Genomic DNA, 17,000 nt, shown 5'->3' with positions numbered 1-17,000 from the left:
GGGTGCGGCCCGGGGATGACCGCCTACCCGGGGGAAACGGGTGACAGGACGCTGCTGACCTTGGCGAGCAGGTCGCGTTCGGTGAAGGGTTTGTCGAGGAGGGCGACGCCCGGGTCGAGGCGGCCCTGGGAGGCCAGGATGGGCTGGGCGTAGCCGGACATGTAGAGCACGCGGATGCCGGGCCGGAGGTGACGGATCTTCTCGGCTGCTTCCTTGCCGAGCATCTGCGGCATGATCACGTCGGTGATGAGCAGGTCGATGGTGCCCTGGTAGCTGGTGGCGGCGGCGATGGCCTCGGCACCGTTGGCCGCGGTGATCACCGTGTAACCCTGCCGGGCGAGCAGCCGCCGGGTCACTTCCCGAAGGGCGTCCTCGTCCTCGACGACCAGGGTGGTGAGCCCATGAGGGGTCGCGGCTTCCGGTGGTGGCTGCGTGGCCGCCGCCGCTGTCTGGGTGGTGACCGGCAGCAGGATGGTGAACGTGGTGCCCCGGCCGGGTGCGGACTGGATGCGCACGTGTCCCTCGGCCTGGGTGATGGCTCCGTAGACGGTGGCCAGGCCCAGTCCGCTGCCCTCGCCCTTGCTCTTGGTGGTGAAGAACGGCTCGAAGGCGTGCTTGATCACCTCGGCGGGCATGCCGGTGCCGGTGTCGACGACGGTGACGCGCACGTAGTCGCCGGGCAGGACCGACGACCACTCGGCGGCGTACGCCCGGTCCACCTGGAAGTGTTCGGTGGTGATGGCCAGGCTGCCGCCGTCGGGCATCGCGTCCCGCGCGTTGACGGCCAGGTTGAGGATCACCTGCTCGAACTGGCCCGGATCGAGCAGCACCGCCGGCAGCTCCTCAGCCAGGTCGGTGATCAGGTCCAGGTCGGCGCCGAGCGTACGGCGCAGCATGCTGGCCATGTTCTCCACCAGCTCGTTGACGCTGACGACCTGCGGTTGGATCACTTCCCGGCGGGCGAACGACAGGAGCTGGCGGGTCAGCCCGGCGGCGCGTTCCGCGGCCCGGCGGATCTGCCCGACATCCGCGGAGACGGCCTTCCACTGCGGCCCGGCGCTGTAGTCCTCGGCCGTGTCGATCTGCTCGCCCACGAACTCGGCGTAGTTGAGGATGACCGCGATGAGGTTGTTGAAGTCGTGCGCCACCCCACCGGCGAGCTGCCCGAGCCCTTCCAGCCGTTGTGCCTGTTCCATCTGCGCGCGCAGCCGCTCGCGGTCCTCCTGCGGCACGTGGTCCCCGGCGACGGTCGCCGTGTTCGTCGGCAGGAGCCGCGAGGTCGATGCCACGCCGATGACGGCGCCGGCGTCGTCCCTGATCGGGGCCATGGCCAGCCAGACGGTGATGATGGTGCCGTCCTTGCGGACCCGGTTCGTGCTGTGCGCCGGGATCGGCTCACCGGAACTGGCCCTGCGCAGCAGGTCGGCTTCCTCACTCGCCCATCCGGCCGGGAGCAACATCGCCGAGTCGCGGCCGATGATCTCAGCGGGTTGATAGCCGTAGATCTCGACCGCGACGGAATTCCACCCGGTGATCATGCCTTGCCGGGTCTTGGTCACGACCGCGTCCATCGACCATGCCATCACCGCGGCCATCGGGTCGGAGCTCGCTGCCCTGCCGCCGTCTGCCATGGCTACCCCCCCGGAATCCTGCCTGCCGACGCGTCACACAACGCGACGGTGGGCGGTCATGCCGCCGGGGTCTGGGGCGAACAACCCTCAGCGTAGCGCCCGATCTGACGGTCTATGGCGATATGAGGTGATCGGTCACCCCCCAAGGTTCGGTCGCGTCGCGGAGGTCGATGCGGTCGCTCAGGCCGGGTTTGGTCTCGCGTCAGGTGACGCGGACCGTGCCCGTCCCGGTGGCCACGGCCCGGACGTCCACCGGGGCGGCGGAGGCCGTTGTCACCGTCAGGGGCTCGGACTGCGGGCCCGCGCTGCCGGGGGGTGGAGGTGGCGATCCGGCGCTGGGCTTGCCTCTGGTCCGGGACCGGGAAACGGCGATCCGCGCACCGCACGGCGGCCCGAAGACGCCCCGGTGGGCGGTTCACAGCGGGCATCACGCTGGACGCAGGTGGTTCAGTGCAGAGGCATCGGAGCCCTGAATTTCCCGCGCCGAGCCGGGTTGGCGTGTTGATGTCGCTCGCAACCAGCTCTCGGGCACCCGCAGCGGCCGACACATGTGGCGCCCGCACCGAGGGGCAGCCACCGACCGCCTCACAGATCTTGGAAAGCACGGGTGCGGTCGACTGTCGCCATTCAGTGCCGTCGCAGCCTCAGCGGCAGCCTTCCCGCGGATCTTGATGAGCTAGAACGTTCCAGGAGTCTTTTGCGTGGTTGGTGTATCGGGCGATGGCAATAGCCCGCCGGAGTGACGTGGGCCGCGCGCCGACCGCCACCGACGCGCAGGATTTCGTTCTTGTTGATGTGGTGTGAGCTCCGAACCTTAAGTCCACAAGATCGACAATTCGCTGCTCGCTTCGTGTCTTTTACGCTCTTTGTTCCCTTAGGAGTTCTGCGATGTGAGAATCCTGCTCAATGTGTGGGCCGGTGCTGCGGGTTCGGCGGTGGGCAGGCCTCCGGCAATGCTTGGCGCGGCCGTTCGGCGCGGCAGAAGCGTGTCGCCCGTCCGGGGGATGGCGATCGATCATCACAACAGCCATGCAAAAGACTCCCAGCTGAACCACACCGCTACAAGGTCCACCAATCCCGCCCCTTTCCTCCTGAGATGAACCCCTCAACCTCCAAAGGTCACTCCCGCATACCGGATGAACCCGGCAACGGGCCGGATAACGGGGGACCTGATCCAGAAATGGCGAAGTCGAGATGTCGGAACAGGACCCGTTCAATCTCGCCGCGATCCGGGTGATCCAGAACATGAACCACATGCCGGTGTGTTCGAGGTGCTCACGCCGCACCGCAGCCCCGGCTTCGTGCGCAAGGAGCTCGCGGTCTGGGAGGAACTCGCTCAGCACGAGCCCGCGGCCGCGCGATCGAGATCGGCACCTACTACCAGGTGCTCAGCTACACCTCGCTGTACGGCATCGCGGACGGTGAGTTCATCGCCGTGCAGACACACCACCGCCTGCTGAAGACCTGGGACTGCCTGCAGCCGCACATCGAGGGCGAGCGCAAGCGGCGCGGCGCGCAGAACACCTTCCTGAACTCCGCGGCCTGGACGTGGACGCGGCCACCCAGCGGCTCATCCGCCGCAGCGGCAAGCTCATGCTCCGGTGATGATGGGGTCATGAGCCACAGCCATCACACCTTCCGTAACCCGCCGCCGGCGACGCCGGGTGAGGTGCGGGCGGCTTTCGGGCGCGGTGACCTCGACGCCGCGCTGGATGCCATGGTGGGGTGCGCCCTGCACGGCGAGGGCGACTGGCGGGAGGCGCAGGAGCTCTACCTGGCTCTGCTCGATCACCCGGACCATCAGGTGCAGGCGCTCGCCGCCACCTGCCTCGGGCACCTGGCCCGGGTCCGCCGCCGGCTCGACGAGGGCCGGGTGGTCGGTGCGCTGCGCGCCGCGCGGGCCAGGCCGCACGTCAGGGGGACCGCCGGCGACGCGCTGGACGACATCGGGCTCTTCCTGCACCCGCGCCGGGCCCGCTGGCGGGGGCGGCTGTGGCGGCTCGTCCACCCGCGGAGCTGGTTCTGAGGCCGCCGGCTACCGGACGGTGACCGCGGCCGTCGCGGAGGTCTCGCCGTCGGTCGTCAGGATGCGGAACTCGTAGCGGTGGCCCGCCGTCAGCAGTTCCTTGTCGAAGCGGTTGCCCGTGACCGGGTACGGGTCTGTTTGCCAGGACTCGCCGGCGGTCGCGTCGCGGAGGTCGATGCGGTAGCTCAGGCCAGGTTTGGTCTCGCGCCAGGTGACGCGGACCGCGCCCGCCCCGGTGGCCACGGCCCGGACGTTCACCGGGGCGGCGGAGGCCGTTGTCACCGTCAGAGGTTCGGACTGCGGGCCCACGCCGCCGGGGGTGAAGGCGGCGACCCGGATCTCGTACTCGTGGCCGTCGCGCAGGCCCTGCACGGTGGTCCGGGTGCCCTCGATCGGGATGTCGTCGCGCTTGAAGTCGCGTTCGCCGGCGGTCACGTCGCGGCGGAACAGCCAGTGCCAGGTGGCCTGCGACTGCCAGCGCAGCTCGACCTTGTTGTCCTCGGTCGTGACGCGCAGGTCGGTCGGGGCGGCGTCCGGGGCGGCGACCTCGGCGCGGACGCGGACCGGCGGGGAGAGCCGGCCCGCGCCGCCGTCGTTGACCGCCGCGACGGCGAACTCGTACTCGTGGTTGTGCTTGAGGCCGCGGGCCCGGTAGGTGGTGCCGGTGGTGATCGCCGGGTGGCCCAGCCGGGTCTCGCCGGCGGTGACGTCCCGGCTGTGCACCTGGTAGGCCAGGCCCGGCGCGACCTGGGGCCAGGCCAGCTCGACCGAGCCGTCCGGGCGGGCGGTCGCGGTCGGCGCCGAGCGGGGCGCGGCGGGCGGCGCCACCTCGACGGTGAGCCGGGCCGGCGTGGACGGCTTGCTCTCGCCGCCGCCACCCACCGCCACCACGGTCATGTCGTAGCTGCGGCCGTCGCGCAGCGGCCCGACGGTTGCGCTGGTGCCGGGGAAGGTGCCCGCGGGGGTGGGCCGTTCCTCGCCGCCGGTCACGTCGCGGTGGAAGACCTTGAAGAGCTGGACGAACGGCACGCCGCTCCAACGCACCGTCACCTTGCCGGTGGGCGCGGTCTCGGCGCGGACGCTCACCGGCGCCGGGGGCGGCGGCACGGTGGCGGTCATCGTCGCCACGTTCGACAGGTCGCTCTCGCCGTGCTTGTTGACCGCGGTCACGGCGAACTCGTACACGTGGCCGTTCGTCAGGAAGTCGGACCGGAATTCGCGGGCCGCGCCGGGGCCGTCGCCGGGCAGCCGGACGAAGTGGCTCTGCCCGGCGGTGGTGTCCCGGCGGTAGACCCGGTAGGTCAGGCCGTCGCCCGGCGGCGGCTGCCAGGCCAGGCCGGCGTTGCCCGCGCCCGCCGCGGCGGCGGTGAGCCCGGCCGGCGGCGCGGGCGCCTTGCGCGACCGCGCGCGCGGCGGCCAGTCGACCTCCACGAAGCGGGGCCGGTAGATGTTGGCGTCCGAGTACGCGACCTTGTCGTCCAGGTTGTTGACGTTGTACGACACCAGCAGCTTGCCCGCCCGGGCCAGGTCGGGGTGCAGGTCGGCGTCGTAGACGATGTGCCCGGCGGCGGTCTCGGGCGCCCGGAACAGGTAGCGCGGCCCGCCGAACGGCCCGGTCGGCGAGCTCGCGGTGTACGCCACGAAGTCGGCGCTGAACATCAGGTTGTTCTCGTGGGTGACCAGCACGTACTGCCCGTGCACCCGGCGCACGCCGTAGTTGGTGCCGACGCCGCTGAGCAGGCGGGCGGACTCGGCCTCGCGCGGCGACCAGCCGGACCCGGTCCAGAACTCCCACGGCTCCCGCAGGTCGGTGCCGGCCACCCGGGCGACGTGCGCGAACTTCATGCCGTCCACCCCCTCGGTGCCGTACACGTAGGTGTGGTCGCCGTCGGGCAGCACCTCGGAGCCCCAGGAGACGCGGTCGCCCAGCGGCAGCGCCTCGACCCGCTCGGCGCGCAGCCCGGGCAGGTCGAAGACGGCCAGCGCGGTGCCGCGCAGCTTGTGGTCGAGCGGGCCGTCGCCGGTGCGGCCGTACCGGTTGACCAGCACCTGGACGCCGCCGCCGGAGACCGACGCGTCGCCGACCCAGTGGAACTCGTCGTCCTGCTCGGTCGGGATCAGCGAGCGCGGCGCGGACGGGGTGCCGCCGTACACGGTGGCGCCCAGCGTCCGGCCGGCCTGGATGATCGCCGAGTTGTGCACCAGCGGCGCGGACGCCGGGCGGGAGCCGTCCGCGGCCGGGCGGCCCAGGAACGTGTCCGAGAACAGCCACAGCACCCGGCCGTCGGGCAGCCGCACCGAGGCCGTCCGGTCGGCGCCGAGCCACTGCCCGGAGGTGGCGCCGTACGAGCGGAACATGCTGGTCAGCGCGTCGGCGGCGATCCCGATGGAGGCGGCGGGGGCGGCCGACGGGCCGGCGGCGGCGGTGGCGGCGAGCAACAGCAGCACGGCCCAGCAGCACAGCAGCCATCGCGACAGAGCCGGCACCACGAAGACCCCCGTCCTTGGCTATCCGATCGACAGTGTTCCACGCTCCGGTTGCCGCTCGGTAACGGCCCGGCGCATCCGGAGTCCAACCAGGACAGTGGTGGCGGCCAGGGCGGCCGTGGCGGCGCCGAGCGCGCCGAAAGCGATGCCGGCCAGGGTGTGCGGCAGCACCAGCCAGGCGGCCGCCACGAAGCCGGCCGTGACGATCCACAGCGGACCCGACGGCCACCGCGCACCCGCCGCGACCTGGGCGTTCACCAGCACGAACACCAGGCCGTAGAGGGCGCCGGTGGCGGCGAAGACCGGGGCGTAGCGGCCCAGGGAGGCGTAGTCCGGGCCGCCGGCCAGCCGGAAGGCCAGCCCGCCGCCGGCCGCCGCGGCCGCGGTCAGCACCGCCCCGCTCGCGCCCACCAGCAGCAGGGCGAGGCGCAGCGTGCGGGTGTTGCCCTGGGCCAGCCGGGGCAGCGCCAGCACGGTGACCACCTGCGGGGCCCAGAGCGCGCCCTTGGTCAGCACGGTGCCCACCGCGTACGCCCCGGAGGCGTCGAACGGCAGGAACCGGCGGGCCAGCAGCAGGTCGGCGTAGGAGACCACGAGCATCGCGAGGGTGGCCGTACCGGCGGTCAGCACGGCCTTGGCCGTCAGCGGGGAGCCGACCGGCAGCACCCCGGGGCGGCGGGCCAGCACGTGCAGCACCGGCAGCACCAGGATCGCGGTGGCCGCGCCGATCAGCAGCGAGCCGGTGAGCCCGGCGCCCAGGGCCAGCCCGGCGACCACCCCGCCGTACCGGCCGCCGGCCAGGATCGCCAGGCCCGCGGCCAGCGGCAGGAACCGCTGGTCACCCTGCATCTCGCCGAGCCAGCGCCCGGCCGCCACCACGCCGATCGTGGACACGCCCGCGAGCACCGTCGCCAGCGCGGGCAGCCGCAGCACCAGCACCGCGACCGGCAGCGCCGCCAGCAGCGCGCCGGCGGTCACCGCCACCGTCAGCACCGCGGAGCGGGTGGCCGGCGACGGGCCGAACCGGGCCCGGTGCACGGCCACCGCGATCTGCAGGCCGGTGCTGGCCACCCCGGCGATCGCGGTCATCGCCAGCAGGGTGGCCAGCGCGCTGAGATCGGCGGCGGTCAGCTGCCGGGCGCCGAGCACCGGCACGACGTACGCGAGCAGATTCGCCAGCACCCCCGCCGCGGTGACCGCGATCCCCGCCGCGCCGATGCCGTCTCGCCTGGTCATGCTGCCGTCCTGTCCGGTTGTTGCGTAAGGTGGCGCCGTGTCACGGTCGGATCGTCGAGGAGGTAAGCGTGCGGGACCGGCTGGCCCTGCCGTGCACCGCGCTCGCCGTGCTGCTGGCCGTGCTGGCGCCGCTGGCCGCGCCAGGGTACGTGCTCGCGTACGACATGGTCTTCGTGCCGCACCAGCCGCTGCGCGCCGAGTTGATCTGGCCGGCCGTGACCCTGCCGCGCGCGGTGCCGCTGGACGCGCTGGTCTCGCTGACCGCCACGGTCGCGCCCGGCTGGCTGGTGCAGCGGGTGGTGCTGGCGGCGGTCCTGCTGCTGGCCGCGTTCGGCGCCGGCCGGCTGGTGCCCGCCGAGCGGACGCTCACCCGGCCGATCGCCGCGGTCGGCTACGCCTGGACGCCGTACCTGGCCGAGCGGTTGCTGATCGGGCAGTGGGGGCTGCTGCTGGCGTACGCGGCGCTGCCCTGGCTGATCGCCGCGGCCCTGCGCCTGCGCGACGGCGACCGGCGCGCGCTGCTCGGCGTGCTGGGTTTCGCGGCGCTGGCGGCGGTGACGCCCACGGGCGGGCTGCTCGCGCTGGTCACCGTCATGGTGCTGGCGCCGGCGGGCCGGCCGGCCTGGTCGGCGGGCGCCGTCGGGGGAGTCGCGCTGCTCAACGCGCCCTGGGTGATCGCCGGGCTGCTGACCGGGGCGGACGGCCGCAGCGACCCGGCCGGCGTGGCGGCGTTCGCGGCCCGGGGCACGGACTGGACGGGTCCGCTGGGCGCGCTCGCCGGCACCGGCGGCATCTGGAACGCCCAGGCCACCCTGCCCAGCCGCTCCTCGCCGCTGGCCGCGGTCGGCACGCTGCTGCTGCTCGCGCTGGCCGCGTACGGCTGGCCGCTGCTGCGCCGCCGCCGGCCCGAGCTGGCCATCCGGCTGGCGGTGCTGGCCGTGGCCGGTTTCCTGCTGGCCGTGCTCGCGGTGCTGCCCGGCGTCGCGGGTGGGCTGGAGTGGCTGGTGGCCCACGTGCCGGGCGCCGGGGTGCTGCGCGACGGGCAGAAGTTCCTCGTCCCGTACGCGTTGCTGCTCTCCCTCGGCGCGGCGCTCGGCGCCGAACGGCTGGCCCGCCGCCCCCTGCTGATCGGCGCCCTGCTGCTGCCGGTCGTGCTGCTGCCGGACCTGGCGGGCGGCGCGTTCGGCCGGCTGCGGCCGGTGTCCTACCCGGCGGACTTCGCCGTGGTCGCCGCGCGGATCGGCCGGGAGCCGGGACCGGTGGTCTCGCTGCCGTTCGCCGCCTACCGCACCTACCCGTGGAACGCCGGCCGGACCGTGCTCGATCCGCTGCCCCGCTACGTGGACGCGGACGTGCTGGTCGACGATCGCCTGATCGTCGGCGACCGGGTGGTGCGCGGCGAGGACCGCCGGGCCGAGGCCGTCCGGCAGGCCCTCGCGGCCGGCCGGCCGCTCGCCGAGCTGGGTGTGCGCTGGGTGGTCGTGCAGCGGGTGATCGGCGGCGACCCGGTCCCACCGGCGGCGCTGTCCGGCTTCCAGCTGGTGCATGCCGGCGCCGACCTCCAGCTGTACGAGAACAGGTCTTCGCAAACAAGTTACTAGGTGGTAACGTGCCGCGCACGTCGCTCACGAGAAGGAAGTCGAAAGATGCGCAAAGCTCTCCCGCTGGTTCTCGCCGGGATGGTCGCTCTGGCCCTCGGTGTGCTCGGCTCGGTGGCGCTGGCGTCCACGCTGACCGGGTCATCGTCCGAGGCGGCCGACTCCGTCAAGGGCACCGATGCCGCTCCGGGCGTCTACGGCACCAGGTAGTTCTGTTTCACCGGCGGTTCTCCGGCCGCCGTCCGGTTCGCGGCCCTCGTGATGAGGGCCGCGAACTTCTCACCCGCCGCGGGCCAGGTGAACTGCGCCGCGTGCGCTCGAGCCGCGGCGCCCATCGCCAGCCGGAGGGTGTCATCGGTCAGCAACAGCCGCACCTTCGCGGTGAAGTCGTCCTGGTCGTCGGCGAGCAGGCCGGTCCGCTGGTCCACCAGCGACTCCTCGACCCCGCCGGCGCCGCGGAAGGCCACGGTCGGGGTGCCGGCCGCGCCCGCCTCCACGATGGTCAGGCCCCAGCCCTCCTTGAGCGACGGCGTCAGCGCCACCCAGGCCTCGCTCATCAGCGTGCGCTTTTCCTCATCGGTGACGAAACCGGCGAACCGGACGCGCTCGGCGATGCCCAGCCGGGCGGCGTGCTCGCGCAGCTCGGTCTCCCACCAGCCCTGACCGGCGATCACCAGGGACAGCCCGGGCAGCTCGCCGCGCAGCGTGGCGACCGCGTGCAGCGCCACCTCGACCTGCTTGTGCGGGACCAGCCGGCCCAGCACGACGATCGAGGGCTCCGGGGTGCGGGCCACCGGGCCGGTCGCCATGTCCGGAGTGCCGTTGTGGATGATGCTGACCCGTTCCGGGTCGACGCCGAGCACCGCGAGCTCGTCGCGGGTGGCGCCGGAGACCGTGACATAGCGGCAGCGGCGGTACACCCGGGGCGCCAGCTCCGACTCGATCCACCAGCCGATCCGGGCCAGCCGCGGGGTCAGCACCACCGGCCACTGCTCGCGGTGCACGTGGTGCACGAGCGCGATGACCGGGCAGCGGGCCCAGAGCGGGGACAGGAACGGCAGGCCGTTGCCGACGTCGACGATCACCGACGGCCGGCCGCCGTGGCGCCGGCTCAGCGGGCCGAAGCCCAGCCATCCGGCCAGGTACGCCAGCGCCGCGCGCAGGTATACCGTGTGCCGGCCACCTCGGCGCAGGACCCGGACGCCGTGCGCGGTGACCTCCTCGGCCGGGCCCTCGGCGTGCGCCGCGCAGAACAGCGTGACCCGGTGGCCGTGGCGGACCAGCTCACCGGCGATCCGTTCCACGTACACCTCGGAGCCGCCCCCGTGCGGGTTCCGGGTGTCGCGCCAATTGAGGAAGAGTACGTGTCCGAAGACGCCTGCCGGTGTGTCCACAATCACCCCTACTCGCGAGTAGCATTCGCGGTCGCGTCACACTATGGGGTCCCCCGGGGACTCCGCAATGGTCGAACAGGAGCAACATGCGCCCGGCTGTGAACTCGCCCGTGGCAGCCGGCACCGCGGACGCCGTGCCGCGCGCCGTCTGGCGGCTGCGCCTGCTGGCGGTCTGCCTCGGGCTCACCGCGCTGGCGTTCCTGCAGGACCCCGGCCTGCTGGCGATCGACACCAAGGTCGACCTGGTGGTCGACCCGGCCGGCTGGCTGAGCCGCGCGCTGCACGTGTGGGACCCGGCCGGCACCTTCGGCCAGCTGCAGAACCAGGCGTACGGCTACCTCTGGCCGATGGGCTCGTTCTTCCTCGCCGGCAAGCTGCTCGCCATCCCGGGCTGGGTGATCCAGCGGCTGTGGTGGGCGCTGGTCATGACCGTCGCGTTCACCGGCGTGGTCAAGCTGGCCGAGAAGCTCGGCATCGGCACGCCGTGGGCCCGGATCATCGCCGGCGTCGCGTTCGCGCTCTCGCCCCGGCTGCTCACCGAGCTCGGCCCGATCTCGGTCGAGGCCTGGCCGAGCGCGCTGGCGCCGTGGGTGCTGGTGCCGCTGATCGGGCTGCGCGAGGGCGCGCCGATCCGGCGCGCGGTGACCCGGTCCGCGCTCGTGGTCGCCTGCGCCGGCGGGGTCAACGCCACCGCCGTGCTGGCCGTCGTGCCGCTGGCCGCGATCTGGCTGCTCGGGCTGCACCCGTTCCGGCTGCGGGTGCGTGCCCTGCTCGCCTGGGGCGTCGCGGTCGGCTGCGCGACCGCCTGGTGGGTGGTGCCGCTGCTGCTGCTGGGCCGGTACAGCCCGCCGTTCCTGGACTACATCGAGACCGCCGCGGTGACCACCGGGCCGACCGACCTGGTCACGGTGCTGCGCGGCGCCTCGCACTGGCACGCGTACCTGGGTGGGTCGTTCGGGCCGGCCTGGACCGCCGGCTGGCGGCTGGCCACCGAGCGGCCGCTGATCATCGCCACCCTGGTGGTCGCCGGGCTGGGCCTGGCCGGGCTGGCCCGGCGCGGCATGCCGCACCGCTGGTTCCTGATCACCGGCCTGCTGGCCGGGCTTGCGCTGGTCGGCCTCGGGCACGTCAGCGCGCTCGGCGGGCTGTTCGCCGAGTCGCAGCGGGCGTTCCTGGACGGGGCCGGTGCGCCGCTGCGCAACGTGCACAAGTTCGACGTGGTGCTGCGCCTGCCGCTGATCCTCGGGCTGGCGCACCTGGTCGGGCTGGCCCTGCGCGCGGCCACGACCGGGCCCGGCGAGGCCCGCAACCGGGCCCGGCTGCGGGCCGGCGTGGTCACCGGCGTCGCCCTCGCCGCGGTGGCGGCGGTGGCCGCGCCCGCGCTGGGCGGCGGGCTGGCCGCCCAGGGCAGCTTCGCCAGCGTGCCCGGCTACTGGCGGCAGGCGTCCTCCTGGCTCGACAACCACCTCGACGAGGAACACGTGCTGGTGGTGCCCGCCTCGCGGTTCCCGCGCTACCTGTGGGGCAGCCCCAGCGACGAGATCACCCAGCCGCTGCTGAACAGCCGCTGGGGCGTGCGCAGCTCGATCCCGCTCACCCCGCCCGCGACCATCCGGCTGCTCGACGCGATCGACGGCGTGCTGTCCAACGGCGCCGGCTCGCCCGGGCTGGCCGACCTGCTGAGCCGGTCCGGGGTGCGCTACCTGCTGCTCCGCTCCGACCTGGACTACGGCCGGTCCGGCGCCACCCAGCCGATGATCGTGCGGCAGGCGCTGGCCCGCTCGCCGGGGCTGAGCGTGGTCACCGGCTTCGGCCCGTACGTGGGTGGCGGGTCGCTGCCCGGCACGTTCGCCGACAACGGGCTCAACCAGTCGGTGCGGGCGCTCGAGGTGTGGGAGGTCGACCGGCCGGTGCAGCCGGTCGCCGCGTACGACGCCAGCAGCATGACCACGGTGGTGGGCGGGCCGGAGTCGGTGCTCGCCGCCGCCGCGGCGGGCGCGCTGCCGGCCGGGCCGACGGTGCTGGCCGACGACCGGCCCGCCGACCTGCCCGCGGGGCCGGTGCTGCTCACCGACGGCATGCGCCGCAAGGAGGTCGCGTTCGGGCTGGCGCACGACAGCGCCTCGGCCACCATGACGGCGGCCGAGCAACCCCGGCTCGGCGCGCCGGCCCGCGACTACCTGCCGGCCGGCACCGACGGGATCGAGACCACCGCGCGGTACACCGGCATCGAGTCGGTGAGCGCGGCCAGCTCGTTCGCCGACGCGCAGCCGCTGTCCGGGGCCCGGCCGGCCTATCAGCCGTACGCCGCGCTGGACGGTGACCCCGGCACGTCCTGGCGGTCGGCACCCGGCACCATCGCCACCGGGCAGTGGTTCGAGGTGCGGCTGCTGTCGCCCCGGGTGGTCCGGCAGGTCACCATGACCTTCGACCTGGGTTCCGACTCGGTGCCCACCCGGGTCAGCGTGTGGGCCGGCGACAACAAACCGGTCGGCCATCCGGTCGACGCCACCACCGTGACCGTGCCGCTGACCGGCACCCGGCCGGCCGGCCGGATCCGGATCGTCGTCGACGAGGTCCGCGACGTGCGGTACGGCTTCGGCGGCGTCGGCATCGCCGAGCTGGTCATCCCCGGCGTGAGCGCCCAGCGCACCCTGGCCGTGCCGCCGTCACCGGTGGCCGGGCGGGCGGCCGGCATGGTGTTCTCCGCCGCGCCGGTCGTGCCCGCGTGCTACTTCAACGCCGGCCGGGTGGCCTGCTCCGGCGACCTGGCCCGCGGCTCCGAGGACGGCTCGCTGATCGACCGCACCGCCACCGTGCCGGTGAGCAGCTCGTACCGGGTCTCGCTGCGGGCCCGGGCCCGGCCCGGCGCCGCCCTCGACGCGCTGCTCGACGCCGGCGGCGCGGCGGCGGCCACCGGCGGGATCACGCCGCTGGTGACCTCGTCCAGCATCGGCGTGCCCGAGCCGGCCGCCCGTCCCGGCGCGGTGGTCGACGGCGACCCGAGCACCGCCTGGCACGCCGGCGAGGAGGACAAGCATCCGTGGCTCCGGCTGACCTGGCCGTCCGCCCGCCCGATCAGCGGCGTGCGGATCCGGCTGCTGGACACCACCGCGGCGGCCCGGCCCTGGCAGGTCACCGTGCTCGGCGACGGCGACGTCCGTGCCGGGTTCCTGGACAAGGGCGGCAGCATGGTCTTCGACCGCCCGATGCGCACCTCCGAGATCACGTTGCTGGTCTCGGACGTCGTGCCGGCCCGCTCCTACGACCCGTACCGGAACGTCCACCGGCCGCTGCCGGTCGCGGTCGGCGAGTTCACCGCGCTGCCGGACGCCGCGCCGCCGCGTGCCGACCAGGACACCAAGCTGACCCTGCGCTGCGGCAGCGGGCCGGCGGTCGACGTCAACGGGGTCAAGCGCCGCACCGCGCTGGTGGCCAGCCGCCGCGACCTGGTGGAGATGCGCGAGGTCCCGGCGAAGGTGTGCGGCCCGGGCGCGGCCTGGCCGGTGCCGGTCAGTGCCGGTCCGGCCCGGATCGTCGCCTCCGCCTCGGCGGTGGCCACCCCGGTCCGGCTGAGCCTGACGCCGTCCGCCGCCGGGCAGGGCGCCGGACTGCCGGCCGCCGGCACCGACCGGGAGACCCCGGTGGAGATCGCGTCCTGGGCGCCCACCGAGCGCCGGCTGAAGCTGGACGCGTACCCGAACGCGCGGGTGCTGAGCCTGCGGGAGAACCAGAACCGCGGCTGGCAGGCCACCGCGGCCGGCAAGTCCCTGAAGCCGCTGATCCTGGACGGCTGGCAGCAGGGCTGGCTGGTGCCCGCCGGGTTCACCGGCGAGGTGGTGCTGCGGTTCGCGCCGGACCGCGCGTACTCGGCCGCGATCGGCGGCGGCGCGCTGCTGTTCGGCGGGGTCGCGGTGGCGGCGCTGTTGCCGGTGCGACGCAGCCTGCTGCCGCGCCCGCAGGCCCGCCGCCGGCGCCGGCTGCTGTCGGCACTGGTCGGCGGGGCGGCGCTGCTCGCCGTCGGCGGCCTCGCGGCCGGCGGCCTGGCCCTGCTCGGCATCGCCGTCGTGGTGACCCTGCGCGCGTTGCAGCCGCACTTCGGTACGAACGACCGGCAGCGCCTGCGTCAGGTCGTGCGCTGGGCCGGGTTCCTGCTGCCGGTGGCGCTGTTCGCGCTGGCCGGCTGGCTGACCCTGGACACGACCGGGCACACCGCGGCGCTGCCTCAGCTCGCCGCGCTGGCCGCCGCCACCGGCCTCTGGCTCTCGGTGATCCTCGGCCGCGGTGGCCGGGGCCAGCGGTGGCTCAGCCGCTGGAAGGGCCGCTCCACGACGTAGTAGCTGAGCGCGGCCAGCGCGAGCCCACCCGCCACGGTCAGCACGTAGATCGTGAGCGGGTCGCCGGAGAAGTCCGGGATGTTCCCGATCACGTGGATCCACTCCAGCGCGAAGGGGTGCCACAGGAACAGCCCGTACGACACCGTGCCCAGCCAGCGGGCGGTGCCGGAGCTGAACGCCGTCTTGGTGCGGGTCTCCGGCCCGAACGCGATCGGCAGCATCAGCAGGACCGCGAACGCCGTGTACAGCAGCATCTTGAGCCCGAACTCGGTGGCGGTGGGCTCGGCCAGGTCGCGGGGCCCGGCCACCGGGGTGCTGGCGATGGCCAGCACCGCCAGCGCCGCCGCCCAGCAGGCCAGCGGGGCCCGGCCCAGGTCGTCCAGGAAGCGCCAGCGGGGCGCGTAGTCGTTGCGCAGCGCGGCGTGGATCGTGGCGAGCGCCATGCCCGAGCCGAACCACAGCCCGTACGCCGGCAGCCACATCGTGTGCAGCCCCAGCGACAGCACGCCCAGGCCCATCAGCGACACCCAGGTGCCGGTGATCGCGGCGGCCCAGGCGAGGATCACCAGCGGGCGGCCGACCCGGCGCCGCCCACGGGTGGCCAGCACCGCCAGCACCGGCAGCAGCAGGTAGAACGCGACCTCGGTGGCCAGGCTCCAGGTCTGGCTGAGCCCGTCGCGCAGCTCGTTCGGCTGGTAGATCTGGGTCAGCGTGAAGTGCCGCGCCCAGTCCCCGCCGGACGCCGGCTCGTCGCGCGGCATCGCCAGCAGGCACACCACCACGACCACCCAGTACGCCGGCAGGATCCGCATCGCCCGGCGCCACAGGTAGCGCCCGGCGCCCGGCCGGGGGCTAGCGGTGGCCTGGGCGTGCGCGTACGGGCGGAACAGCAGGAAGCCGGAGAGCACGAAGAAGATCGCGACCCCGACGTCCAGCCGGGCGAACCAGCCGGCCCACGGACCGTCGCCGGTGTTGATCCCGGTGGCGAACCCGACGTGGTGCCCGATCACCGCGAGGGCGCCGATGACGCGCATCGCGTCGAGCGCCGGGAGGCGATGAAGGGACCGTTGGGAAATCGACGCAGACATTAACCGTCCTAGGGGTCGCGCAACTATGTAACCGGCGAGTAACCTGCGCCCATTATTGGCGATCGGACCGCTCCTGGGATACCGGCCGACAGTCTCGTTGGGGAGGATCTGTGAAGGCTCGCTTGGGCGCCGTGTTGTTCGGCATCGGCGTCTTCGTCTTGGTGGTTGCGGCTGGATGTGCGTTCTATGTTGCACCTGCCGTCGCACGGCTGCCGTACGACCTGGCCATGTGCAAGGAAGGGCAGACCGAGGGCTGCCTGCGGCCCAGCGTCGCGAGGGCGGAGAACGCGAGGTTCCTGCAGACCAAGGGCGGCGAGGCTCCGGTCGTGGCGATCCAGACCGGAACGCTGGAATCGGTCACCGAGGTGCAGCCCCGGCCCGATCTCACCGACTCGGAGATGACCGGGGACCTGGAGGGCGACACCGTCGTCTGGAACGGCTACGGCACGGTGAAGTGGCTCGAGCAGAACTACATGGTGAGCCAGTACAAGGCCGAGCTGGCGATCGACCGCGACACCGCGGCCGCCGCTGACTGGGACAAGCAGTACCTGCAGGACGCGGGCCCCACGGGCGACTCGTCGGTGACGTTCACCGGCCAGCTCTACAAGTTCCCGTTCGGCACCGAGAAGAAGACGTACCAGTACTTCGACCGCGACCTGCGCAAGGCGCTGCCGATGTCGTACCAGGGCACCGAGTCCATCAAGGGCCTGGAGACCTACCGGTTCCAGCAGGTCATCCCCGAGACGCCGCTCAACTTCGCGGCCGAACGGCTGACCGGTCTGCTGAACACGTTCGCCCCGGGCGCCACCTCGGGCCAGGTGACCTACAGCAACACCCGCACGATCTGGGTGGAGCCGGTCAGCGGCACCTTCATCAAGGTGCAGGAACAGCAGAAGAAGACGCTGAAGCCCAACACCGGCACGCCGACCGGGCTGCTGGACGGCAACTTCGTCTACACCGACCAGACCATCACCAACAACGTGTCGTCGGCCGGCGACACGAAGAGCCAGGTGCAGCTGATCAGCCGTAACCTGCCGATCGGTCTGGCGGCGCTGGGCGCGCTGCTGCTGATCCTGGGCCTGATCCTGGTGACCACGGGACGGCGCTCGGCCGCCCGGCACCGCGCCGAGGAGATCAGCGAAGCGGAGTCCGGCGTCACGGCGTAACAAAACCGGCACGAACGGCGGGGCAGGCCTCACGGCC

Annotated in this window: 9 protein-coding genes and 1 pseudogene; 5 read left to right on the top strand and 5 right to left on the bottom strand. The window is 73.5% G+C overall.

What is annotated here, in order from left to right; translation table 11 throughout:
• Window positions 1–23: 23 nt before the first annotated feature.
• The gene (locus ACIBQZ_RS15570) at window positions 24–1,631 is read right to left on the bottom strand and encodes an ATP-binding protein (RefSeq protein ID WP_396089277.1); all 1,608 of its coding nucleotides are present in this window, start codon (window positions 1,629–1,631) and stop codon (window positions 24–26) included.
• Window positions 1,632–3,015: 1,384 nt separating this feature from the next.
• Here ACIBQZ_RS15570 and ACIBQZ_RS15565 point away from each other — a divergent pair.
• On the top strand, window positions 3,016–3,657 hold the full coding sequence (locus ACIBQZ_RS15565) for a hypothetical protein (protein WP_396089276.1): 642 nt from the start codon (window positions 3,016–3,018) through the stop codon (window positions 3,655–3,657).
• A gap of 9 nt (window positions 3,658–3,666) precedes the next feature.
• On the opposite strand, the gene ACIBQZ_RS15560 is transcribed toward ACIBQZ_RS15565, so the two are convergent.
• On the bottom strand, window positions 3,667–6,147 hold the full coding sequence (locus tag ACIBQZ_RS15560) for a DUF5005 domain-containing protein (protein WP_396089275.1): 2,481 nt from the start codon (window positions 6,145–6,147) through the stop codon (window positions 3,667–3,669).
• An 18-nt stretch (window positions 6,148–6,165) separates the two neighbouring features.
• Window positions 6,166–7,380, bottom strand: coding sequence for a polysaccharide biosynthesis protein (locus ACIBQZ_RS15555; protein ID WP_396089274.1), 1,215 nt, complete (start codon window positions 7,378–7,380; stop codon window positions 6,166–6,168).
• Between the two features lie 68 nt (window positions 7,381–7,448).
• Here ACIBQZ_RS15555 and ACIBQZ_RS15550 point away from each other — a divergent pair.
• Window positions 7,449–8,963, top strand: a pseudogene (locus tag ACIBQZ_RS15550) (hypothetical protein); the annotation flags it as partial.
• A gap of 63 nt (window positions 8,964–9,026) precedes the next feature.
• A complete protein-coding gene (locus ACIBQZ_RS15545; RefSeq protein WP_396089273.1) occupies window positions 9,027–9,188 on the top strand; it encodes a hypothetical protein in 162 nt (53 codons plus the stop codon).
• Here ACIBQZ_RS15545 and ACIBQZ_RS15540 read toward each other — a convergent pair.
• Entirely contained in the window at window positions 9,173–10,372 is a 1,200-nt protein-coding gene (locus tag ACIBQZ_RS15540) for a glycosyltransferase family 4 protein (RefSeq protein WP_396089272.1), read from the bottom strand. The genes ACIBQZ_RS15545 and ACIBQZ_RS15540 overlap by 16 nt on opposite strands.
• 86 nt (window positions 10,373–10,458) lie before the next feature.
• Here ACIBQZ_RS15540 and ACIBQZ_RS15535 point away from each other — a divergent pair, with 86 nt between their 5' ends.
• Entirely contained in the window at window positions 10,459–14,709 is a 4,251-nt protein-coding gene (locus ACIBQZ_RS15535) for an alpha-(1->3)-arabinofuranosyltransferase (RefSeq protein ID WP_396089271.1), read from the top strand.
• Here ACIBQZ_RS15535 and ACIBQZ_RS15530 read toward each other — a convergent pair.
• The gene (locus ACIBQZ_RS15530) at window positions 14,598–15,797 is read right to left on the bottom strand and encodes an acyltransferase family protein (protein WP_396089270.1); all 1,200 of its coding nucleotides are present in this window, start codon (window positions 15,795–15,797) and stop codon (window positions 14,598–14,600) included. The genes ACIBQZ_RS15535 and ACIBQZ_RS15530 overlap by 112 nt on opposite strands.
• Before the next feature lie 110 nt (window positions 15,798–15,907).
• On the opposite strand from ACIBQZ_RS15530, the gene ACIBQZ_RS15525 reads away from it, so the two are divergent.
• Complete coding sequence (locus ACIBQZ_RS15525) at window positions 15,908–16,963, top strand: DUF3068 domain-containing protein (RefSeq protein ID WP_396089269.1); 1,056 nt, start codon at window positions 15,908–15,910, stop codon at window positions 16,961–16,963.
• Window positions 16,964–17,000: the final 37 nt, after the last annotated feature.

The organism is Actinoplanes sp. NPDC049599 (genome assembly GCF_044465625.1).
In the GTDB taxonomy this organism is placed as follows: Bacteria; Actinomycetota; Actinomycetes; order Mycobacteriales; family Micromonosporaceae; genus Actinoplanes.
Note: the sequence above shows the minus strand (reverse complement) of the source record. Positions and strands in the feature narration are given on the sequence as shown.

Coding starts and splice junctions, on each gene's coding strand:
- ACIBQZ_RS15570 (WP_396089277.1), bottom strand. CDS start 1,631: ATGGCAGACGGCGGCAGGGCAGCGAGCTCCGACCCGATGGCCGCGGTG.
- ACIBQZ_RS15555 (WP_396089274.1), bottom strand. CDS start 7,380: ATGACCAGGCGAGACGGCATCGGCGCGGCGGGGATCGCGGTCACCGCG.
- ACIBQZ_RS15545 (WP_396089273.1), top strand. CDS start 9,027: ATGCGCAAAGCTCTCCCGCTGGTTCTCGCCGGGATGGTCGCTCTGGCC.
- ACIBQZ_RS15535 (WP_396089271.1), top strand. CDS start 10,459: ATGCGCCCGGCTGTGAACTCGCCCGTGGCAGCCGGCACCGCGGACGCC.
- ACIBQZ_RS15530 (WP_396089270.1), bottom strand. CDS start 15,797: ATGTCTGCGTCGATTTCCCAACGGTCCCTTCATCGCCTCCCGGCGCTC.